We start from the raw sequence: 21,520 nt of genomic DNA, 5'->3' as shown, positions 1-21,520 counted from the left end.
AGGGGACCTCACCATGACCACCCGTTACACCACCGACCACGAATATGTCCGCACCGAAGGCAAGATCGGCACGGTCGGTATTTCCAGCTTCGCCCAGGAACAGCTCGGCGACATCGTGTTCGTCGAATTGCCCGCAGTCGGCGCCAGTTTCAAGAAGGGCGAGGAAGTCGCCGTCGTTGAATCGGTAAAGGCCGCTTCGGAAATCTACGCCCCAGTTTCCGGAACCGTGACGGAAATCAACGACGCACTGTCCGACGAACCCGGTCTCATCAATTCCGACCCGGCCGCCGGCGGCTGGATCTTCAAGCTCGAATTGTCCGATGAGGCCGAACTCGAGGGCCTCATGGACGAAGCCGCCTACGCCGATCATACGGCCTGACCCTTATCGATCTGAACCGGAGCCGCGATGCGCTATCTCCCCCATTCTGCCGCCGACCGTCAGCACATGCTGGCCACGATCGGCGCGTCTTCCATCGATGATCTGTTTGCCGCGGTACCCAAATCGGTTCTGGGCACGTTCAGTCCGGACCTGCCCGACCATCAGCCCGAGTTTGCGGTTGAGGCCCATATGCGGGGGCTGGCAAGGGCCAACCACGCTGCAGGAGACGGCCCGTTCTTTGTGGGCGCGGGCGCCTATCGCCACCACGTTCCTGCCACCGTCGATCATCTGATTCAGCGCTCGGAATGGCTCACCGCTTACACGCCATACCAGCCGGAAATCTCGCAGGGCACGCTCCAGATGCTCTTTGAGTTCCAGACCCAGGTCGCAAACCTGACCGGCATGGATGTGGCCAACGCTTCGATGTATGACGGATCGACGGCGACGGCCGAGGCCGTTCTGATGGCGCGGCGCATCACGAAAAAGAACAAGGTCTTCCTCTCGGGCGGCCTGCACCCGCAATACCGCGACACGGTTGTAACCTACCTCTCGGGGGAAGAAGGGCTCGAATGCCTTGCGCCCTCGCCGGAAGGGCAGGGCGATATCGTCGATCACATTGATGACGATACCGCCGCCATCGTCATCCAGACCCCCGATTTTTACGGCCACCTTCGCAATGTCTCGGCGCTGGCTGAAGCAGCCCATGAAAAGGGCGCATTGCTGATCGTTGTTGTCACCGAAATCATCTCCCTGGGCCTGCTTGAGGCGCCGGGCGCGCTCGGCGCCGATATCGTGGTGGCAGAGGGGCAGTCGCTGGGCAATCCATTGACCTTTGGTGGCCCCTATGTCGGACTTCTGGCCTGCCGCGAAAAATTCGTGCGCCAGATGCCGGGTCGGTTGTGCGGGGAGACCGTAGATGCCAACGGCGAGCGCGGGTTCGTCCTGACGCTCTCGACGCGCGAACAGCATATTCGCCGTGAAAAGGCGACTTCCAACATTTGTACCAACTCTGGCCTGTGCGCTCTGGCGTTCACCATCCATCTCTCGCTGTTGGGCGAGCGAGGGCTGACGCGGCTCGCAAAGCTCAATCACTCGCGCGCCATTGCGCTGGCCGATGCTTTGCAGGGCGCGGGGATCGCTGTGCTCAACAAGACCTTCTTCAACGAAATGACCGTCCGTCTCCCATCACCCGCCGCACCCGTGGTCGAAGCGCTGGCCGCCAAAGGCATTCTCGCCGGCCTGCCGGTTTCGCGCCTCGAACCGGGCAAGCCCGATGTCGAAAATCTTCTGATCCTGGCCGCAACCGAATTGACGACCGACGCCGATATCACAGCGCTTGTCGGTGCGCTCAAGGGAGAAATCGCATGAGCATGAACACACAGGGTCGCCCCACCACTCCAGGCGCCGCAACCGGCTCTCTCGGTTCAGGGCCTGCCGCTCTGCTCCCGGCCGAACCGCTTCTGTTCGAGATCGGCGACCGCGACCACTCAGGTGTGGACTTGCCCGATATCGAGGTGCCCGAAGACCGTCTCGGTGGTCTGCGCCGTAAAAGCGAGCTGGATCTTCCCGGCCTTACCGAACCCGAAGCCATGCGCCATTATGTGCGTCTGTCGCGCCGCAATTATTCCATCGATTCGGGGATGTATCCGCTCGGCTCGTGCACCATGAAGCACAATCCCCGGCTGAACGAGAAGATGGCCCGGTTGCCCGGATTTGCCGACATCCACCCTCTGCAACCGGTCTCCACGGTATCGGGCGCGCTCGGTGTTATGGCAGAGCTTAGCCATTGGCTGATGGAACTGACCAACACCGCTGCCGTTGCGCTTTCCCCCAAGGCCGGCGCGCATGGTGAGTTGTGCGGCATGATGGCCATCAAGGCGGCCCATGCGGCAAAAGGGCAGGGGCACCGCAAGATCGTGCTCGTCCCCGAAAGCGCCCATGGCACCAATCCGGCGACAGCGGCATTCCTTGGCTATTCGGTCAAATCCATTGATGCCAATGACAACGGCACGGTCGATGTCGAGGCGGTCAAGGCGGCGCTGTCGGGCGATGTCGCGGCTATCATGCTCACCAATCCCAACACGTGCGGCCTGTTCGAATCCCAGATCATCGAGATTGCGGCGGCCGTTCATGAGGCCGGAGCCTATTTCTACTGCGACGGCGCCAATTTCAACGCCATCATGGGCGTGGTGCGTCCGGGCGATCTGGGCATCGACGCCATGCATATCAACCTGCATAAGACATTTTCGACGCCCCACGGCGGCGGTGGACCGGGCGCCGGGCCGGTTGTCCTGTCCGAAGCGCTCGCGCCCTTTGCGCCGGTTCCCTTCCTGCGCAAGGATGGGGAAGGGATCGATCTTGTCGAGCACGTCGAGGGCAGCGCCTTCGGACGCCTGACGGCCTTCCATGGCCAGATGGGCATGTATGTGCGCGCCCTGACCTATATGCTCAGCCACGGCGCCGACGGGCTGGCGCAGGCGGCGCGTGATGCTGTGCTCAATGCCAACTATCTCAAGGCACGGCTCGAAGATCTGTTCTCTGCGCCCTTCAATGGGCAGCCGGTCATGCACGAGGCACTGTTTGATGATGAGTTTCTAAAGGGCACCGGCGTTTCCACTCTCGATTTTGCCAAGGCGATGATCGATGAGGGGTTTCACCCCATGACGATGTATTTCCCGCTGGTCGTGCATGGCGCCATGCTTATTGAGCCCACCGAAAGCGAGTCGCTCCAGACCCTCGATGCGTTCGTTATGACAATGCGCGAACTGGCCGAGGACGCGCGCTCGGGGAATGCGGAACGCTTCACATCCGCCCCGACACGCGCTCCCCTGCGCCGGCTCGATGAGACCCGTGCGGCCCGCCAGCCACGCCTGAAATGGATCGCGCCAGACGACGCACTTGAAGCCGCGCAATAACTATCCCGCCTCCCCGTCATGCGCGGGGAGGCAAAAACACCTTTGATCGGCACGCCAAACCCCTTAAACTTCGACGGTACTAGTCGGAGGGCGTCAATGTCGAATATGAACCCCCACGTGCTTGAGACCTTCCGGTTTCAAGCCGAGGCCTGCCGAAGTCTGGGCTCCCCATTCACCGCCATTGTGTGCGACCTGTTGGCCGAACGGCTGACTGATTCGTCGCGCTTCGGCGCGCGGATACTGAATTGGCCCGATTCGGCCCGGGCCGATGCCATCGCCCTGCGGGCCGCAGGAGCGCTTCATGCGTTGGTCCGCTCAGGCAATGCTCGTGAGCTTGCTTCGCTCTATCCGCCGCTGGAAGCCAAGCCCGACCAACTGTGGGAGGCCATCGAGGCGGCAATCGAAAAGCACGACGATTTCCTGCATGATTTTCTCGACAGCCCGCCCCAGACCAATGAGGTCATGCGCTCATCGGCCCTGCTTGGCATGGCCCTGCGGCTTGCCGAAAGGCTGAAAATGCCGTTGGCACTCTATGAGATCGGGGCCAGCGCAGGGCTGAACCTGGCCTTTGACACCTACCACTATGCCCTTGGCGATGATCGTGAATGGGGCGACAGCAATGCGCTGGTCAATATCGAGAGCGAATGGCGCGGCCATGTTCCTTCGCTCGATGTCGAGCTGGAGATCGCAAGTCGGCAGGGTTGCGACCGCAATCCACTTGATCCGCATGCGCCCGAAAGCGTCGAGCGCCAGCTGGCCTACATCTGGGCCGATCAACATAATCGCATTGGCCGCGTTTCAGCCGCACTTTCAGCGGCCGCGTCCCGACCATACGAGGTCGAGCGGGCCGACGCCGCTGACTGGGTAGTCGCCAAGCTCGCCGAAGCACCGCAGCCGGGCGTGGCTCGGGTATTTTTCCACACCATCGTCTGGCAATATCTGTCCAAGGCTGCCAAGGATCGCATCAGCCAAGCCTTCGAGCAGGCAGGGGCAAACGCGACTGCAGAAACGCCCCTGGTCTGGATGTACATGGAGGCCGAGGGGCACGCCGCAGGTGCCGTGCTCAAGCAGACGGTCTGGCCGGGCGGGGAAAAGGAAACCGTCGGTCTGTCCGACTACCACGGGCGTTGGGTCGACTGGACATAAAAAATGGCCTCGGAAACGTTTCCGAGGCCATTTTGTTTTGGCGCTGGCCGCCTTAGTCGAGCGCGGCGACAGCGATGATTTCCACCCGGAGATTGGGCGAAGCCAGTCGGGCCTCCCAGCAGGCGCGGGCGGGCGGATTGGCTGGATCGATCCATTTGTCATAGACCGAATTCATGGCCGCAAAATCGGCGATGTTGGTCAGCAGAACCTGCACTGACAGCACCTTGGATTTGCTCGTTCCTGCCTCGGCCAGCAGGGCATCCATCTTCTCGAGCACCTGGGCGGTCTGCGTTTCGATGGTGGCAAATTCGTCCTTAGCCACCTGACCGGCCAGATAGAGCGTATTGCCGTGCTTGACGGCCTGGCTCATGCGAGAGCCGGGATGAAGGCGTTCGATAGTCATTTGGACACTCCTGGATCCTGATACAAAAACGGGCCCCGCAGGGCCCGCAATTCAATGCGTGAAGGCCGCTCAATTCAGTCGGCTGGCTACGTCCTTGATCGACTGATCGACAAGCGCACCACCACTATCTTTGACCTGATCGGCAAGGATGAGGCGAGCAGCCTCAATGGCGACATCGGCCGAACGGGCGCGGACATCTGCAAGAGCCTGGGCCTCTGCCTGGGCGATCTTGTCTTCCACGGCCTTGGTACGGCGTGCGACCATGTCCTCGAGCGCTGTTTCAGCTTCGGCAGTCATGCGTTCGGCTTCTTCCTGCGCGGCGGCCACGATCTCTTCAGCCTCGCTTTCGGCAGCCTTGCGCTTGCGCTCATATTCCGCGAGCAGCGCCTGGGCTTCCTCACGCAAACGCTTGGCTTCGTCGAGATCAGATTCGATCTTGGCGATGCGGCTGTCGAGTGCCTTGGTGACGAAGGCCGGTACCTTGAAATAGATCACGATCCCGAAAAAGATCAGCAGCGCTATAAAGGCCCAGAATGTGGCATCGAGTTCCATGTCGGACTACTCCTTGCTGGCCTTGGCAACGGCATCGCGCGCGGCCTTGACGGGCACCTTGCCGATAAGTTGGGCGACGACCGCCTGTGCAGTGTCCGCAGCGATTTCGTCGACATGCCCCATTGCCTCGGCCTTGGTGGCGGCGATGCGTTCTTCGGCAGAGGCAACCTTCTTGGCGAGGTTGGTTTCCACCTTGGTACGCGCAGCGTCGAGTTTGGTCTTGTTCTCGGCACGGGCCGCCTCGGCGATGCCGTGGGCGTTGGAGCGGGCTTCGGCCAGCGCTGCCTCATAAGAGGCAATTGCCTGGTCCGTCTTCTGGCGAAGCCGTTCGGCTTCGGCAAGATCGCCCTCGATACGGTCGCGGCGTTCCTCGAGGATTTCGCCGATCCGGGGCAGCGCGAGCTTTTTCATGACGAAATAGAGCGCGGCAAAAGTGATGGCCAGCCACAAGAGCTGTGAGGGAAATGTCGTCGCATCGAACGGAGGAAACACGCCCGTGACGTGTTCTTCGCCATGCGCTCCGACCACCTCATGGGTTTCGCCGTCCGGAGACTCTTCGAGCGAAATAATGTGGTCTTCAAGCGGCTCGACGGCCTCTTGAAGTGGTGTTTCCTGTGCCTGGACCTGGCTAATCATGCGCTATCCGCCAATTGAAAAGTCTGGTGTGCCGGCCAATGCCGGCACATGGCAAGGCAGCCGAAGCGTGCTCCGGCCGCCTTCAAATGTACTGCTGCGGTAAATTAGACCGCGAACAGGAGCAGAAGGGCAACCAGGAACGAGAAGATGCCCAGAGCTTCGGTCACAGCGAAACCGAAGATGAGGTTGCCCGACTGGCTCGGAGCAGCCGACGGGTTGCGCAGTGCACCCGAGAGGAAGTTCCCGAAGATGTTGGCCACGCCAATGGCGGCGCCGGCCATACCGAAACATGCAATGCCTGCACCGATGTACTTTGCGGCTTCAGCTTCCATTTTGTGATCCTTTCAAAGCCTTGAAACTTAACGGAGTCTAGTGGAGATCAATGCGAAGGATGGATCGCATCGTTGAGATACATGGAGGTCAGTACGGCAAAGACATAAGCCTGAACCGCCGACACCATGAATTCGAGAGCTGTGAGCGCCACGCCCATGATGAGCGGCAGCACGGCACCTGCGATGCCTACGGCCCCGAGGGACGCAAGCGAAACGACAAAGCCGGTGAACACCTTGAGCGTGATGTGGCCAGCCAGCATGTTGCCGAACAGACGAACCGAGAGCGAAATCGGACGCGAGAGGAATGAGATGACCTCGATCGGCGTCACGATGGGGATGATGTAGCCCGGCACGCCCGAAGGCACGAAGAGTTTGAGGAATTTCGGACCGTTCTTGATGAACCCATAGGCCACCACAACAGTCATCACCAGCATGGCGAGCGCAAACGTCACGATGATCTGGCTGGTGAAGGTATAAAAGTACGGGATCATGCCGAACATGTTCCCGATAAAGATGAAGGTGAACAGCGAGAATACGAAGGGGAAGAATTTCATCCCTTCCGAGCCCGCGCCACTTCGCACCATATTGGCCACGAATTCATATGCCATCTCGCTGGTCAGCTGCCAACGGTTGGGCACCAGTCCGCGTCCGCGCGTCGACAGGATGAGATAGGCGCAAATCGTGATGGTGGTCAGCACCATGAACAGCGAGGAATTGGTAAAAGAGAGCGTGATGCCGCTCCCCTCGGTCCCGTCGCCACCGATGGTCCCGAAGGTGAAGATGTCATAGATGACAAATTGGTGAATCGGATCGTTCGCCAAGGTCTTTAAGCCCCTATCTCGCCCTTCAGTCCACACTATCCGCATCGTCCGATGCGGTCTTATCTGCATTCAGTTCTGCCACTACACGAGTGACATTCACAATTCCAGCGGCAAAGCCCACCATGAACATGATGAGCAGCGCCCACGGGCTGGTCCCTGCAAACATGTCGATCAGGTATCCGATACCTGACCCCACAAGGATAGCCGCGACAAACTCGGCACCAATGCGCAAACCGCGCGCCAGTGTCGACATGTCGCCCTGCCGGGACGCCTGCTGGCTGCCGTTGGCCGCCGCACGCGCTTCCTGAGCCTTCCGGATCCGCTCCGCCAGTTCGGATGTCTCCGATTGACGCGGGGAAGTCCCATCTTGAGCCGGTTTGTCGTCGGGATTGGTCACTTCAAACCACCGCTCCAGCCCAGCCGGACACCCGGCAAGAGGGTGCCTTCAAAGTCGCGCGCACCATAGTTGCGGCTCCCCAAGGTGTCAAGCTGCAGGAGCGGCCAAAAAAACACGAAAAATCAATTGCTTAGTCGATGTGTGAGGGGGTGCGGCATCCCGTCAACTCTTCCATTGTGGTAAGACAATGGCGAGGCGGGGGATTCTCCCGCCAGGTCAGGCCGTGGCGGCGAGACCCAGGAGCCCGCCAACGATGGCGACGTTGGACATGAAGACTCCGAACAAGGCCGTCCGTTCTGGCTCGGCCTTGTCCCAGAAATTGACCAGCATGATCGTGGCCGCAACGGTGAAGCCGATCAGTCCAAGCGCCGAGTAGGGCACGAAAAGCCCCAATGCCAGGGTAACGCCGAGCACGACCTGATAGAGCGACCCGGCGATCAGTACGGCTTTTGCCTGTGGTACGCCACGATCGCGCATGACGCTAGCGATGGGGCCGAGCGCCCAGAAATGGCGCAACCCGCCCACGATGAACAGTGAACCCATCATCAGCCGGGCGACGATCAGCGCGGAAGCGACCAACTGTTCTGCCATCAGCTTGCTTCGAGAAAGGTTTCGGCGGTGCGCAGATCGACCGAAACAAGCTGGCTCACCCCCCGCTCGGGCATGGTGACCCCGAACAGCCGGTCCATGCGCGCCATGGTGATGGGGTTGTGGGTGATGACCACAAAGCGCGTGTCGGTGCGCTGGCGCATCGATTCCAAAAGATTGCAGAACCGCTCGACATTGGCGTCGTCGAGCGGCGCGTCGACCTCGTCGAGCACACAGATCGGCGCGGGGTTGGTCAGGAACACCGCAAAGATCAGGCTCATCGCAGTCAGCGCCTGCTCTCCGCCCGAAAGCAGCGTCATGGTCTGGGGCTTCTTGCCCGGCGGCCTGGCGATGATTTCCAGCCCGGCCTGCAGCGGGTCGTCGCTCTCAACGAAGGTCAACTCCGCCGTCCCGCCGCCGAACAGCGTGGTGAACAGGTCGCGGAAATGGTTGTTGACCTTCTCGAAGGCCTCGTTGAGCCGTGCGCGACCCTCGCGGTTGAGGTTGGAAATGCCGGTGCGCAGCTTGGCGATTGCCGCGATCAGATCCTCGCGGTCGGCCACCATCTTGTCGAGCTTGTCCTGAACCTCTTCGGCTTCCTGCTCGGCCATCAGATTGACACCGCCCAACCGCTCGCGCTCGGCCTTTAGCCGGTCGAGGCGGGCCTCGGTGGCCGATTCTTCAGGCAGGGCGGATTCCGGTTTGATGCCGGCGGCCTCGGCGGTCTTGTCGGCCGATATACCCAGTGTTTCGGCGATCTGACGTTCGATCTGCTGGCGAGTGGCGATATTGCCCTTGAGCCGTTCTTCCACCCGCGCCATCTCCGCACGGGTATCGGCCAAGCCCTCAGCGGCCAGCCGTGCGGCCTTGTCCGCCTCGCGAAATGCACCCTGGGCCTCGTTCAATTTGTCCGAAGCCCGCTTTCGGGCATATTGGGCGTCTTCGATCTGGTCCTCAAGTTCGGCGCGCCTGAGATCGAAGGCATCCGGTGTCGCGTTGAGTTCGGAAATCTGGGCCTCGATTTCGCCCTTACGGCGCTCGAGCGTTTCGATCTGGCTTTGCGCGCCGGCCCGTCGCCGTTGCCAGCTTTCCAGTTCCTGCCCGATCCGCGACAGTCGCGAGGTCCGCATTTGCGACGCGCTTTCGAACCCGGCCAGCCGCACCCGCGCCTGCTCGGCCGCTTCGCGCAAATTGGCCAGCGCGCGCTGGCGCATCTCGGCCTCTCGTACAGCCTCACCTTCGGCCCCGAGCTCTTCCAGTGCCGCCTGTGCCTCCTCGGCAATGGCCACGGCCTCGGCCAAATTCTCCTCGATCCGCACGCGCGATTCGGCCAACGCCGTGCGGCGTGCGGTCAGCTCCGCCAGATTTTTCTGCGCCGCGTCGACGCCCGCTTGCGCCGCTGCGATGCCTCGTTGAGCTTCCCGCCACGCGCTCCGGCAGGCGACTTCGGCCTCGCGCGCCACTTCCACGCGCGTCCGCAAAGTAAAAAGTGTTGCCTGCGCCTCGTTTCGCGCCCCGCGCAATCCGGCGATCTCGCTGTCGAGTTCGGCCAACCGGTTGCGCTGCGCCAGCCTTTGTGCCGCCGCGCTGGGCGCATCGGGCTTGGCAACGAATCCGTCCCACCGCCACAGCCCGCCATCGGTGCTGACCAGCCGCTGTCCGGGCTTGAGCAAAGCCATCAGCCGCGCACCGTCCGCCGCGCTATCGACAACGCCGATCTGGTCAAGACGGCGTTTGAGCAGGGCGGTCCCTGAAACATGGCTCGAAAGCGCCACCACACCCTCGGGCAATGCCGGGTCATCAGGTCCTGCGCTCTCTGTCCAATAAAGGGGGGCGGCCGTATCGTCGGAAGCCTCAAGATCATCGCCCAGCGCCGCGCCCAGCGCGGTTTCCATTCCCGGCGCTACGCGAAGCGCATCAACAATGGCCGGCCAGAGCGAACCGCCATCGACATTGAGTACGCGAGCCAGTGTTTCGGCCTCGCTTTCGAGCCGATTGAGCCTCCCTTCGATATCGGCCAATTGCGGCTGGGCAGCTTCAAGCGCGGAGACCGCCTCTGCCGTCTCGATCTCGGCGGTTTCCACCTCCGCTTCGGCAATGGCGAACGCCTCAAGGACCTCGTCGAGCGTGGCCTGACGTTCGGCGACCGTGTGATCGGCCGAAAGGCTTTCTTCAAGTGCCGCAACATCGCGGGCGATATCAGATTGCTGGGATTGTAGCTTTCCAACGCGCTGGCTGGCTTCTTCGGCGGCTCTGGTCGCTTGCGTGCGTTGCGCGCGTATCGCGGCAACCGCATCGGCTGCCGAGCGGGCCGCGGCTTCAGCTTCATCGAGCGCCGCACGGGCCTCATCGGCTTGCGCGCGGGCCATTTCACTCGCTTCATTTTCCGCTTCGGCGGCTTCTGCCAGTTCGAGCCGTTCCCCTTCGAGCGTTTCGATCAGCCCTTCGCTGTCCCCGATCAGCGCTGTCTCGCGCGCAATGTCGGTATCGATCTGTTTGAGCCGGTCATCGAGTTCAGCCCGGCGTGAGTTTGCGCGCCGCAACTCATCCTCTAGCTGCCCGCGCAAAATGGTCAGCCGCTGCAATACGGCCCCCGCCGCGGCATCCGCATCGCGCAAGGGTTGCAGCTCGGCATCCATCGCTTCGACCAGTTTCTTGGCCTGATGCTCAAGGTGCGACGCGTCGGCCAACTGGCTGATAAGGCGCCCCTGCTGCGCTTCGGTTTCCTTTTCGGCGTAGCGCGTCTTGACCCACCGGATGTGATAAAGCGTTGCCTCGGCGCGCCGAATGTCGCCCGAAAGTGCCCGGTAGCGTGTCGCCTGCCGCGCCTGGCGCTTGAGCGTTTCAAGCTGCACTTCGACCTGGGCGATGATGTCGTCGACTCGCTCAAGGTTCTGCTCGGCTGCCCGCAAACGCAATTCCGCCTCGTGCCGGCGCGAATGTAACCCCGAAATGCCAGCGGCTTCTTCGAGCAGCGCCCGGCGTTGGGTCGGCTTGGCGGCGATCAGCTCGCCGATCTGGCCCTGCCGTACAAGGGCAGGCGAGTGCGCGCCGGTCGAAGCGTCGGCAAACATCAGTTGCACGTCGCGCGCCCGCACGTCGCGGCCGTTGATTCGATAGACAGAGCCTTGCTCACGCTCAATGCGGCGGGAGATCTCTATGGTGTCGGCCGAATTGAAGGCCTGTGGCGCGGTGCGGTCGGAATTGTCGAGAACGACTGTAACTTCCGCCGAATTGCGGGCGGGCCGGTTGCCCGAGCCCGAAAAGATCACATCATCCATGCCCGAGGCGCGCATGGCCTTATATGAGCTTTCACCCATCACCCAGCGCAGCGCTTCGACGAGATTGGATTTGCCACACCCGTTGGGCCCGACGACTCCGGTGATTCCGGGTTCGAGAACGAGTTCAACGGGATCGGTAAAGGATTTGAAGCCTAAGAGCTTGAGGCGCGAAAATTTCATTCCGCGCCTCGAAAAAGGGCGGAGTTAGAGGCGATTCTCGATTTCGGCGGAAAGCCCTGCATAGTCAGGTGTGCCCTCGAACCTGTCCCCATTGATGTAGAAAGTCGGCGTGCCTTGCAGCCCGAATTCGTTGAGCGCCTGCTCGCGGGTCGCTTCGATAGCAGCCAACATTTCCTGGTCGGTCAAGACTTCCTCGAACCTTTCCTGTGTAAACCCGAATTGTTCTGCGATTTCGAAGATCGCCTGGCGCGGATTTTTGCTCGCGGCCCACACATTCTGGCTTTCCATATAGGCGCTGAGCACTTCGTTGTACTGGTCGCCAGCGGCTTCAGCCACCATGAAGACGGCCAGATCGAGCACGTTGCGGCGGAACGGCCGGGCAATAAAGCGGATCTTGCCAGTATCGATATAGTCTTCCTTGAGTTGCGGCAGAGCCGACATGTGGAAGGCCGCACAATGCGGGCAGGTCGGGGAGATATATTCGACCACAGTCACGCTCGCATCGACGCCGCCCATCGGACGATCGGCCAGAGGGGGATTGTTGATCGCATCGCCATTGATCGGTTCGATAGCCGATCCGTCATAGAGTGCGACGTCACCGCTGGCCTCAGGCTCGGCATCGTTGACGACATTGGCTGTCACTTCAGCCTCGGCACTGGAGTCGCTGCATCCATAGATGAGCGTGGCAAGTCCGACACTGGACCCGGCGATCAGCAGGTTTCTGCGATTGAGCGGCAATGGTTTGCTCCTTAATGGCTCAACAAATTATGGCGCACACTACACGGGGCGAATCCGGCGGCAAGGGGGCAGGACGTTCACATGCCGGTGAAATCGGGCACAAATAACCCGACAGACAGCTATCGGCCGCGTTTCCCCAAAACACCGCGCCCCAGTTTTTCCAACGCTTCGCGCAGGCCATCATCCTCGATGGTGCCCGTTTGCGCCCTTATGCTGTCAATCGCGGCGCGCGGCAAGGTCCGGGGAGGCTCGGGGCTTTTCGTTTCGGCCACCAGCGGCATGGGGGAGAGACGAACCGAGCCGACAATCAGATAGCCGAAATAGCGGTTTATGGCTGAAGCAATGGCCTGTCCTTCATGGGTCAGCGCCAGGCCGTGGCCCTCAAGACACCGCAGATGCAATATCGCCCCTTCTGGATCAGGGCGATCGCGGCGCGGCCAGACCAGCTTGTCGGGCATGGAAATCTTGTCCCAGGGCGGCGGCGCGATGGTTTGCCAATGGGCGATCAGGTCGCGGCCCGCAAATCCGCGCTTTTTGAGCGCCGGGTCGAGCGTTTTGCCGATCATGTCGCCCAGTTGAACCGTGCGGTTGCTGCGCTTTGGCGGTGGAGATTTGCTAGCCATGCTTGCGCCAATGTCCTTTGGCTCTGTAGGTGTTCAATATGGCCCAGACCGCTTCCATGCAACACTCCGAAATTTCTGCCATTGATGCGGACGCAGTTCTCGATTGGTACGATCGCCACGCGCGCGATCTGCCCTGGCGCGTCTCGCCCGCAGATCGGGCCCGAGGCGTAAAGCCGAACCCCTATTTCGTCTGGCTGAGCGAGATCATGCTTCAGCAGACGACCATCGCCGCGGTGCGCAAATATTTCGCGGCTTTCACAAGGCTCTGGCCCACCGTTCAGGATCTCGCCGCCGCTCCGCTCGATGACGTGCTCGTGCAATGGGCAGGGCTTGGCTATTATGCCCGCGCCCGCAATCTTCATGCCTGCGCTACCGCCGTCGTTGTCCATCACGGGGGAGTATTTCCCACGACAGCTGCCGCCCTGCGCGATCTCCCGGGCATCGGCGACTACACAAGCTCTGCCATCGCCGCCATCTGTCATGACGAGCGCGTGGCCGTGGTCGATGGCAATGTCGATCGTGTGATTGCCCGCTATCTGGCTTTGTCAAAGCCGGTGCGTGAGGAAAAGCCTCTGGTCCGCGCCACGGTGCAAAATGCAGTGCCTGGGCGCGCCGGCGATTTTGCCCAGGCCATGATGGACCTTGGCGCCACGATCTGCGCCCCGCGCCGCGCAAATTGCCTTTTGTGTCCGCTTGAACCGGACTGCCGGGGAACAAAAACCGGAAATCCCGTGGCTTTCCCGGTCCCGCCGGCAAAGGCAGAAAAGCCGCGGCGGCACGGCCATGCCTTCGTCATCCGCCACCCGGACGGCAAAGTTTTCCTCCGCCAGCGCGGGCCGAAGGGCATGCTGGCCAAAATGACCGAAACGCCGGGCAGCGCGTGGGGCGATGTCGAATCCGTCGTTTCCTTGCCATTTTCCGGAGATTGGCGCGCGGTCGGAGAGGTCAACCACACCTTCACTCATTTCCACCTCACCCTGACCGTCTGGTCGATCACAGCCGACAACCCTCTCGACGAGGGTTGGTGGGCCGAGGAGACGATGCTGGACAGCGAGGCCCTGCCCAGCCTGTTTCGCAAAGTGCTCAAGACTGCGGGTATTCGATAATCGCTCATGCCCGCAGCGGTGTGCGCCATGAGACAAAAAAAGCCCCCGGACTAAGACCGGGGGCCAGAATGCCTGACTGATTGGAGGTCAAAATCAGGCAGAAAGCTTTTCCATGCGAGCCCGGATGTGCTCGCGAAGCGTATCGAGGGGGGCGAGCTTGCTGCCGTCCTCATAGTGCCAGAAGGTCCAGCCGTTACAGGCCTCAAATCCCTGAACGAGAGCGCCGACCCGGTGGATTGACCCACTTTTGTCGTCGCTGATCAGTGAACCGTCGGCACGAACCACTGCAGAATAACGCCTGCCAGCGTCGAAAAGTTTCGTGCCCGGTGCGATCAATCCCTGCTCGAGCAGCGAACCGAATGGAATGCGCGGTGCAGACCGCTTGGGCACTGTAGTTTCAATGGCATTCAAATCGTGCGGTTTGATGGCGGCAATGCGTTTCAAAGCTGCATTTATATAGGCGTTTTCGCGTTCGATACCGATGAAATGCCGTCCCAGTTTCTTGGCAACGGCACCAGTCGTGCCTGTGCCAAAGAACGGATCGAGCACCACATCGCCCGGTTTTGTCGTGGCCATCAGTACGCGATAGAGCAGCGCTTCGGGCTTTTGGGTCGGATGGACCTTTTCATCATTGGCATCCTTGAGCCGCTCACCGCCCGTGCAAATGGGGAACAGCCAGTCCGAACGCATCTGGGTATCGTCATTGGAAAGCTTGAGCGCCTCATAGTTGAAGGTGGGGCGACTCTTCTGGCTCCGTGAGGCCCAGATCAGGGTTTCATGGGCGTTGGTGAACCGCGTGCCTCGGAAATTGGGCATCGGGTTGGCCTTGCGCCACACGACGTCGTTGAGCATCCAGAACCCCAGATCCTGCAGCGCTGCGCCCACCCGAAAAATGTTGTGATATGAGCCGATCACCCAGATCGCGCCATTGGGTTTCAGGATACGGCGCGCCGCGGCCATCCAGGCGCGAGTGAACGCGTCGTAATGGGCAAAGCTCTCGAACTTGTCCCATTCGTCGTCGACAGCATCGACCTTGGACTGGTCGGGGCGCGTCAGGCCTTCTTCGAGTTGCAGGTTGTAGGGAGGATCGGCAAAGATCAGGTCCACCGAGGCTTCGGGAAGCGCATTCATGTGCGCGATGCAGTCACCAACCAGGATCGTGTCGATGGGGAGGTGGCTTTCAAGAGCCTCCGGCGCGCGTTTCCGCGCCGCTGAACCGGTACGCAACATACTGATAACCCTAACGCAAAACTAACACGCCATTTCTACAGCGTTAGGGTTAAGCGCCGCCTAAATGTTAGGGTTAACTTGGGGTTAAGGGCGATCAGCGCCGCGCTGCCAGCACTGGCGCAAAGCTCATCCGGTGCATCTCGCAGGGCCCGTGAGTGGCAAGCGCTTCAAGATGCAGCGCAGTGCCATAGCCCTTGTGCTGACCGAAGCGGTAGTGCGGAAGCCCGACATCCATGATGTGGCACATCCGATCGCGAACCACTTTGGCGACGATGGACGCCGCAGCAATCGAGAGTGACTTTCCATCGCCCCCGATCACGAACTGCCCAGTGCATGAGAGGCCCTCGGGAACGTCCCGCCCGTCGATCAGTGCCATGTCGGGTCGAACGGGCAGGGCATCGAGTGCCTGGCACATTGCCCACAGCGTGGCGCCGCGAATATTGAGGCGGTCGATCACCTCGACCGATGCGGCGCAAAACCCCACTTGCGCTGTCGCCATGATCTGGGCGAACAGCGCTTCGCGCTTCTCTTCGGTGAGCTTTTTGGAATCGTTGAGCCCCTCGGGAATTGCCAGGGGGTCCAGAACAACTGCGGCGGCGACCACCGGTCCCGCCAACGGCCCGCGCCCGGCCTCATCGATCCCCGCAACCATCGCATGACCGCCGGCCAGCGCCGCGGCCTCCAGCTCGTAGCTGGGTGCATCAACGACCAGAGGTTTCGAATCACTTTTGGGCATGTCTCGAACCAACCCGATTTTTACGGCTCGATAAAGCCCCTTCACTCAGAGCGCAGCGTCACCCATTTCCGCCGCCACTCCGGCGCGTCGAATGGCTCGGGCCAGTACTCGGTGATCCGAACGATCCGATCGTCGGCGCATTCAAAGATTGATACGGCGAGGGCTTCGATCGTGCCGTCCGAAACCCGTGTTTCGGTGATCGCATGACCGCCAGAACCGATTACCCGTTCCACCTTGAAGGTCCATTTGCCATGAGCGGGATAGTTCTCGTTGATCGCGACAAAATCATCCCCCGAACCGATAACTTCACCCGATTGCGGCCAGATAATTTCGATGTTGTCGGCAAACAGAGCAGCGGCGAGCGTCCACTCATTGGTGCCCATCCGCCACCAGAATTCCTGTGCCAGTGTCGCCGCGTCCGTCACCCGTCTTCTCCTCGCTTATCTGAAAACGCAGGATATTCCGCTCCATAACACTTCGATTTCGGCCTTTGTTCCCGGCCCGTCCGCAATGCCGAACAGATCTTCGCCGCCAAATTCGTGCCCCAGGCTCGATTCAAAAGTCTCGACCGGCCCTGCCAGCGTCTCGAGCTCTTGCACCGGTGCGCCGATGGCCGGCCCGCTGGCAAATGTCGCTGAACTCTCGGCCGAGGCCGACCAGCCAACAAAGGTTTCGTCCTGAAAATGAAGGGTCACGCCGTTGCCAAAGCGCGCATAATCGATCGGGCCAGCGCCACACTCTTCCATGCGCCCCTGTTCGACGGCGTCACCCCAAAGCTTTGTGGCCGATTTTACGGTATCGGTCTGACTGGTCACATTCATCCCGATACGAACGGACTCATATGCCGTTTCCGCGTCCAGACCGCCGGGGGTCAGGTAGAGTGCCGGGCTTTCCTGCGCCCATCCCGCCCCCATCGGCATGACCAACACAAGAACAGCCCATGCCAGTCGCTTTCCGGCCATATCCGATGATCCTCCGCTCGGGATTGGTCGATCCTATCAGAAGAGACTCAGTTGCGCTGTCTCCTTTTGCGGGTGCGCAAAAAGGTCGGTGCGCAACGGCATCGCGTCCTCCTCCAGCCCCAGCCGGGCGGCAGCCTTTTCAAATCGCTGCTGCATCAGCACTGCGTAGGGCCCTTCGCCTGTGAAGCGCGAGCCGAACCGCGGGTCATTGTCACGTCCGCCGCGATAGTCCCGCACGAGGTTCATTACGTGCTTGACCTTGTCGGGGTAGGTCTTGAGCAACCACTCTCGGAAAATGTCGCGCACTTCGCCGGGCAACCGCAACAGGATCATGGAAGCCGTCGTCGCCCCCTGCGCCTTGCCCGCATCGAGAATGCGTTCGAGCTCGTGATCGTTAACCGCCGGAATCATGGGCGCGGCCATGATGCGGGTGGGAATGCCCGACTCGGAAAGCAGCTTGATCGCTTCGAGCCGCCGCGATGGCGTGGACGCCCGTGGCTCCATAAAGCGCGACAGCCGGTGATCCATCGAGGTCACTGAAATACCCACCGAAACCAGGCCGAGCTTGTTGAGTTTGGTCAGGATATCGAGGTCTCGTACGATCAGCGCTGATTTGGTGACAATGGTCACAGGATGCTTCGCCTCGAGCAGTACCTTGAGCACCGAACGCATGATCTTGTACTTGCGCTCCAGCGGCTGGTAGGGGTCCGTATTGGTGCCGATGGCGATGGGTTTTGGCTTGTAGCGCGGATTGGCCAGCTCGGCCCGCAGCAATTCTGCAGCGTTGACCTTCACATAGATGTCGCGCTCGAAATCGATCCCCGCCGAGTGGCCCAGATAGGCGTGCGTCGGGCGGGCAAAGCAGTACGAGCACCCGTGCTCACACCCACGGTAAGGATTGATCGAACGGTCGAACCCGATATCGGGGGAGACATTGCGCGTAATGATGGATTTGGCCCTCTCGATATGCTCGCGCGTTTCGAAACCTTCCTCGGGTTCAGGTTCCCATCCATCGGCGAACATTTCGCGCTTGTGCGGCTCGAACCGCCCGCTTTCATTGCTGGCCGCACCGCGCCCGCGCAGCTTTGGCGTCTCCAGCATGGGTCGGCTCAACAGGTCCACGTCACGCGTCCCGAAAAGGCGACGCCGCGCTTCGCTATGGCTCACATTGGGTCCTATTTCGGCCATGACTGGCGCTCCCATCGGAAAGACAAAGGAACAAGCCGAATCGTGGCTCGCCCGTTCCATTAACCCTAGCGAAAGGATCGGAACGAAACAAGAACAAAGATGTAAGTTGTGGTTAGCGCTCGTTGAGACGCGGCATCACTTCGATGAAGTTGCAGGGTACATGCCGACTGTCGAACTGGTACTTCAGGATCGCCTCCCAGGCATCCCGACAGGCCCCGCGCGATCCTGGCAGGCAAAAGACGAATGTGGTGCCGATGAGCCCAGCCGTGGTCCGCGATTGGATGGACGAGGTGCCGATGGTCGTGGCCGAATACTGGTGAAACAGCACGGAAAACCCGTCCATGCGCTTGTCGAACAGAGGCTCGACGGCCTCTGGCGTTACATCGCGGCCCGAAAAGCCGGTCCCGCCGGTCGTGAGCACAACATCAATGCCTTCCTCCTCCACCCAGGCCTTGACCTGATTGGCGATCGCGTCCCGGTCATCGGTGACCACAGCCCGCTCGAACACCCGATGGCCATCTCCCTCGATCATTTCCCGGAGCAGGGCTCCGGACGTATCTGTCTCGAGCGTGCGCGTATCGGAAACCGCCAGTATGGCAAATGTTACCGGCACAAAGGGGTGACTGTCGTCGATCTTGTAGGGAAACATGGTTCAACCTTGTTGCGGTTCGATGCCGTCCGGGGAGGGCGCTTCTCCGGCATCTTCTTCGAACTCGAACCCGTTCTCCTCCGAGCGCGGGTCGAGATTGAGCGTTTCGCCCGTCACCAGTCGTTCCGAAGGCATGGGCTGGAACGGTGCCCGATCCTCGGCAGGAGCAGCATCGCGGATCCGCATACGGAAATAGGCGGTTGCGGCAAGCGCCCCGTGAAAAGCCACCGGCACTATGAACATCGCCACCGGTCCCAACCATTGCATGGTCATAGAGGCGACAATCGGCCCCAGCATCTGCCCTGAGCCCAAAACCAGCAGCATGCCCGAGGCAATCTTTGCGAAGCTGCCGTCATCGGCAAAGTCGTTGGCATGCGCCACGGCGATGGCGTAGAGCGAATAGGCCGCCAGCCCATAGAGGGCGAACAACCCATAGAGCAGGAGATTCTCGCCCGGATTGAGCTACTCCCCGAAAATGGGACGCTGACGTAAGCTACGAATTGTTGTCTGCTGGTCTTCGACGATGGAGATCAGAGATGTCGAAACGAAAGCAGCATTCGCCCGAGTTCAAGGCGAAGGTCGCCCTGGAAGCATTGAAGGGCGAAGAGACGGTATCGGAATTGGCGAGCCGGTTCGGTATCCACCCCACGATGATCCACCAATGGAAGCGGGCGTTACTCGAAGGGGCATCGGGTGTGTTCGAGCGTGGCGGGCGCAAAAAGCCAGAGATTGACGATGAACAGGTCAAGGATCTGCACGCCAAGATCGGAGAGCTGGCCGTCGCCAACGATTTTTTGTCACGAAAGCTCAAGCCCTGGGGCGGGAAGTGAGACGGGGGATGATAGAACCTGATCACCCCGTTCTCTCGATTGGCAAGCAGTGCACGCTGCTGTCGCTCTCGCGTTCCTCGTTCTACTACACGCCGAAAGGCGAGACCGAGATCAACCTCGCGCTAATGCGCAGGATCGATGAGCAATTCCTGGAGACACCCTTCTTCGGAGTCCGGCAGATGACCTGGCACCTGCGCAATGAAGGGCACCTGGTGAACGAGAAGCGCGTGCGGCGGCTGATGCGGCTCATGGGGCTGATGCCAATCTACCAGAAGCCCAATACCTCGAGACCGGCCAAGGGACACAAGGTTTGGCCGTATCTTCTAAAGGGATTGAGGGTGGAACGTCCGAACCAGGCCTGGGCTGCGGACATCACGTATCTTCCGATGCGCCGGGGCTTTCTCTACCTGGTGGCCATCATGGACTGGCACACCCGCAAAGTCTTGGCCTGGCGCATCTCGAACACGCTGGAGGCAGACTTCTGCATCGAAGCATTGAACGAGGCGGTCCACAAGTTCGGCCCACCCGAGGTCATGAACACCGATCAAGGCAGCCAGTTCACGTCCTTTGCCTGGACCGATCGGTTGCGACGAATGGGAGTGCGCATCTCCATGGATGGCAAGGGGCGGTTCCTCGACAATATCTTTGTCGAGCGGCTCTGGCGCACCCTCAAATACGAATGCGTCTATCTGCACGCTTGGGAAACTGGATCACAGGCTCGTGCTGGCGTCCGCGACTGGATGGAATTCTACAATCATCGACGCCCTCATTCCGCCCTTGGCGGTAAACCGCCTGCCGTGATCTATTGGCAGCGCATTGAGCAAAACCAACCCGACCAGCAGGTGCAACGAGTAGCTTAATTTACGCCGAAATCTGTCCAGCGATTGGGGGGTAGCTCAGATTGAGCAGGATGGCCAAGATGCCTGCTACGGAACCGATGATCGCAACGCCCATCATCACCTTGCGTCGGTCTATCCTGTCGGAAAGCCGTCCAAGGGGTACCTGCGCGATCGCCCCCGCGACAATGGCGAGGCTCATCAGATAGGCGATCGTCGCCGTCGAAAACCCGCGCTCGATACCATAAACCGGTGCCAGGGTGCCGAAGGCCCCGTTGGCCATGCCCACCGAAAAGGCTGCCACCACGGCAATGGGGGACGTCTGGTAAAGTGTGCGGACATCGAGGCTCACGGCCTGCAGCGGAGCTGGCTGCGGCGTGCGGGTGACAGCCGTCGGCAGCACCGCCGCGATATAGGCGATGGCGGCCAGAACGAAAGGGATATATCCGGCTACGCCTGTTGCCGCGATGATCATCTGTCCAGCGGTCGACGCAAACAGCGTCACGCTCACATAGATCGAGAACGTGGTGCCGCGGCTTTCGTTGTCCGAAACCTCGTTGAGCCAGCTCTCCACCACCATGGCTGCCCCGGCAAAGCAGAAGCCTGAAAAGATGCGCAGGAAAATCCATGCTGCGTCGTGAACGAAAATGAGGTTGAGCAGAATGGTCATGCAGGCAATGGCCGCCATGACGGCATAGGCCCGTATGTGGCCCACTCGGCGCACCAGATGAGGCACGGAAATCGATCCGGAAATGAATCCGATGGACCAGCCGGTCCCGATCAGGCCCAGCGCCAGCAGGGAAAACCCCTCTTCGGCCCCGCGCACTGGCAAAATAAGCCCGTGCATCCCTCCTGCAATCATCAGCAGGGCGGACGACATCAAAAGTGCGGAAATCTTGACCATTTGCGACATGTGGGGACCTTGGGCGGTTCTCTTGTTTGAGGCGCAGGTTAGCGCGTTCATCCGGTCGTGCCTACCGCGCAAACGTGAC

General features: G+C 60.8%; 24 protein-coding genes. 6 read left to right on the top strand and 18 right to left on the bottom strand.

Features of this window, described 5'->3' with window-relative positions; all coding sequences use genetic code 11:
- The first annotated feature begins 13 nt into the window (after positions 1–13).
- From gcvH to OF122_RS15830, 4 genes are all read left to right on the top strand, one after another.
- Complete coding sequence (gcvH, locus tag OF122_RS15845; protein ID WP_264225154.1) at positions 14–379, top strand: glycine cleavage system protein GcvH; 366 nt, start codon at positions 14–16, stop codon at positions 377–379.
- A 27-nt stretch (positions 380–406) separates the two neighbouring features.
- Positions 407–1,747 (top strand): aminomethyl-transferring glycine dehydrogenase subunit GcvPA, encoded by a 1,341-nt coding sequence (gcvPA, locus tag OF122_RS15840; RefSeq protein ID WP_264225153.1) that lies wholly within the window; start codon positions 407–409, stop codon positions 1,745–1,747.
- Positions 1,744–3,294 carry an aminomethyl-transferring glycine dehydrogenase subunit GcvPB gene (gene gcvPB / locus OF122_RS15835; RefSeq protein ID WP_264225152.1) on the top strand — a complete coding sequence of 517 codons (1,551 nt, stop codon included), beginning with the start codon at positions 1,744–1,746 and terminating at the stop codon, positions 3,292–3,294. Before gcvPA ends, gcvPB begins: the two co-directional genes overlap by 4 nt.
- Before the next feature lie 96 nt (positions 3,295–3,390).
- The gene (locus OF122_RS15830) at positions 3,391–4,440 is read left to right on the top strand and encodes a DUF2332 domain-containing protein (protein ID WP_264225151.1); all 1,050 of its coding nucleotides are present in this window, start codon (positions 3,391–3,393) and stop codon (positions 4,438–4,440) included.
- A gap of 52 nt (positions 4,441–4,492) precedes the next feature.
- Here the strand turns inward: OF122_RS15830 and OF122_RS15825 are convergent, their stop codons facing one another.
- The 10 genes from OF122_RS15825 to OF122_RS15780 form a co-directional block, all read right to left on the bottom strand.
- A complete protein-coding gene (locus OF122_RS15825) occupies positions 4,493–4,843 on the bottom strand; it encodes a RidA family protein (protein WP_264225150.1) in 351 nt (116 codons plus the stop codon).
- A 69-nt stretch (positions 4,844–4,912) separates the two neighbouring features.
- On the bottom strand, positions 4,913–5,395 hold the full coding sequence (locus OF122_RS15820) for a F0F1 ATP synthase subunit B family protein (protein ID WP_264225149.1): 483 nt from the start codon (positions 5,393–5,395) through the stop codon (positions 4,913–4,915).
- A 6-nt stretch (positions 5,396–5,401) separates the two neighbouring features.
- Complete coding sequence (locus OF122_RS15815; RefSeq protein ID WP_264225148.1) at positions 5,402–6,031, bottom strand: F0F1 ATP synthase subunit B; 630 nt, start codon at positions 6,029–6,031, stop codon at positions 5,402–5,404.
- 104 nt (positions 6,032–6,135) lie between these two features.
- Complete coding sequence (locus OF122_RS15810) at positions 6,136–6,363, bottom strand: F0F1 ATP synthase subunit C (protein ID WP_014129708.1); 228 nt, start codon at positions 6,361–6,363, stop codon at positions 6,136–6,138.
- 47 nt (positions 6,364–6,410) lie between these two features.
- On the bottom strand, positions 6,411–7,184 hold the full coding sequence (locus OF122_RS15805) for a F0F1 ATP synthase subunit A (RefSeq protein WP_264225147.1): 774 nt from the start codon (positions 7,182–7,184) through the stop codon (positions 6,411–6,413).
- 25 nt (positions 7,185–7,209) lie between these two features.
- Positions 7,210–7,581 (bottom strand): AtpZ/AtpI family protein, encoded by a 372-nt coding sequence (locus tag OF122_RS15800; protein WP_264225146.1) that lies wholly within the window; start codon positions 7,579–7,581, stop codon positions 7,210–7,212.
- Positions 7,582–7,797: 216 nt separating this feature from the next.
- On the bottom strand, positions 7,798–8,172 hold the full coding sequence (locus tag OF122_RS15795) for a DoxX family protein (RefSeq protein ID WP_264225145.1): 375 nt from the start codon (positions 8,170–8,172) through the stop codon (positions 7,798–7,800).
- Positions 8,172–11,630, bottom strand: a complete 3,459-nt coding sequence (locus tag OF122_RS15790; protein ID WP_264225144.1) for a chromosome segregation SMC family protein — start codon at positions 11,628–11,630, stop codon at positions 8,172–8,174. The genes OF122_RS15795 and OF122_RS15790 overlap by 1 nt, the downstream gene beginning before the upstream one ends.
- Before the next feature lie 24 nt (positions 11,631–11,654).
- Positions 11,655–12,368: a DsbA family protein gene (locus tag OF122_RS15785; protein ID WP_264225143.1), complete on the bottom strand. Its 714-nt coding sequence runs from the start codon at positions 12,366–12,368 to the stop codon at positions 11,655–11,657.
- A gap of 119 nt (positions 12,369–12,487) precedes the next feature.
- On the bottom strand, positions 12,488–12,991 hold the full coding sequence (locus OF122_RS15780; RefSeq protein WP_264225142.1) for a DUF721 domain-containing protein: 504 nt from the start codon (positions 12,989–12,991) through the stop codon (positions 12,488–12,490).
- A 38-nt stretch (positions 12,992–13,029) separates the two neighbouring features.
- Between OF122_RS15780 and OF122_RS15775 the strand changes: the two genes are divergently transcribed.
- Positions 13,030–14,097, top strand: a complete 1,068-nt coding sequence (locus OF122_RS15775) for an A/G-specific adenine glycosylase (protein ID WP_264225141.1) — start codon at positions 13,030–13,032, stop codon at positions 14,095–14,097.
- 93 nt (positions 14,098–14,190) lie between these two features.
- Here the strand turns inward: OF122_RS15775 and OF122_RS15770 are convergent, their stop codons facing one another.
- The 7 genes from OF122_RS15770 to OF122_RS15740 all read right to left on the bottom strand — a co-directional run bounded on the left by OF122_RS15770 (position 14,191) and on the right by OF122_RS15740 (position 19,291).
- The gene (locus tag OF122_RS15770; RefSeq protein ID WP_319019373.1) at positions 14,191–15,327 is read right to left on the bottom strand and encodes a site-specific DNA-methyltransferase; all 1,137 of its coding nucleotides are present in this window, start codon (positions 15,325–15,327) and stop codon (positions 14,191–14,193) included.
- Positions 15,328–15,421: 94 nt separating this feature from the next.
- The gene (locus OF122_RS15765) at positions 15,422–16,063 is read right to left on the bottom strand and encodes a ribonuclease HII (RefSeq protein ID WP_264225140.1); all 642 of its coding nucleotides are present in this window, start codon (positions 16,061–16,063) and stop codon (positions 15,422–15,424) included.
- Between the two features lie 41 nt (positions 16,064–16,104).
- Complete coding sequence (locus OF122_RS15760; protein WP_264225139.1) at positions 16,105–16,488, bottom strand: nuclear transport factor 2 family protein; 384 nt, start codon at positions 16,486–16,488, stop codon at positions 16,105–16,107.
- Between the two features lie 15 nt (positions 16,489–16,503).
- Positions 16,504–17,025, bottom strand: a complete 522-nt coding sequence (locus OF122_RS15755) for a hypothetical protein (protein ID WP_264225138.1) — start codon at positions 17,023–17,025, stop codon at positions 16,504–16,506.
- A 36-nt stretch (positions 17,026–17,061) separates the two neighbouring features.
- A complete protein-coding gene (locus OF122_RS15750; RefSeq protein ID WP_264227683.1) occupies positions 17,062–18,126 on the bottom strand; it encodes a PA0069 family radical SAM protein in 1,065 nt (354 codons plus the stop codon).
- A 199-nt stretch (positions 18,127–18,325) separates the two neighbouring features.
- Positions 18,326–18,862 (bottom strand): molybdenum cofactor biosynthesis protein B, encoded by a 537-nt coding sequence (gene moaB / locus OF122_RS15745; protein ID WP_264225137.1) that lies wholly within the window; start codon positions 18,860–18,862, stop codon positions 18,326–18,328.
- A 3-nt stretch (positions 18,863–18,865) separates the two neighbouring features.
- Positions 18,866–19,291: an MFS transporter gene (locus tag OF122_RS15740; protein ID WP_264225136.1), complete on the bottom strand. Its 426-nt coding sequence runs from the start codon at positions 19,289–19,291 to the stop codon at positions 18,866–18,868.
- A gap of 107 nt (positions 19,292–19,398) precedes the next feature.
- On the opposite strand from OF122_RS15740, the gene OF122_RS15735 reads away from it, so the two are divergent.
- Positions 19,399–20,552 (top strand): IS3 family transposase gene (locus OF122_RS15735; protein WP_408636244.1). Its coding sequence is split into 2 segments (ribosomal slippage): positions 19,399–19,675 and positions 19,675–20,552, totalling 1,155 coding nucleotides; the frame shifts between segments, so codons are not numbered across the junction.
- A gap of 1 nt (position 20,553) precedes the next feature.
- Here OF122_RS15735 and OF122_RS15730 read toward each other — a convergent pair.
- Positions 20,554–21,441, bottom strand: coding sequence for an MFS transporter (locus OF122_RS15730; protein WP_264225135.1), 888 nt, complete (start codon positions 21,439–21,441; stop codon positions 20,554–20,556).
- Between the last annotated feature and the right edge of the window lie 79 nt (positions 21,442–21,520).

This window comes from Pelagibacterium flavum (assembly GCF_025854335.1).
GTDB lineage: Bacteria > Pseudomonadota > Alphaproteobacteria > Rhizobiales > Devosiaceae > Pelagibacterium > Pelagibacterium flavum.
The sequence above is the reverse complement of the archived record's forward strand: the minus strand, read 5'-3'. Positions and strand labels throughout refer to the sequence as shown.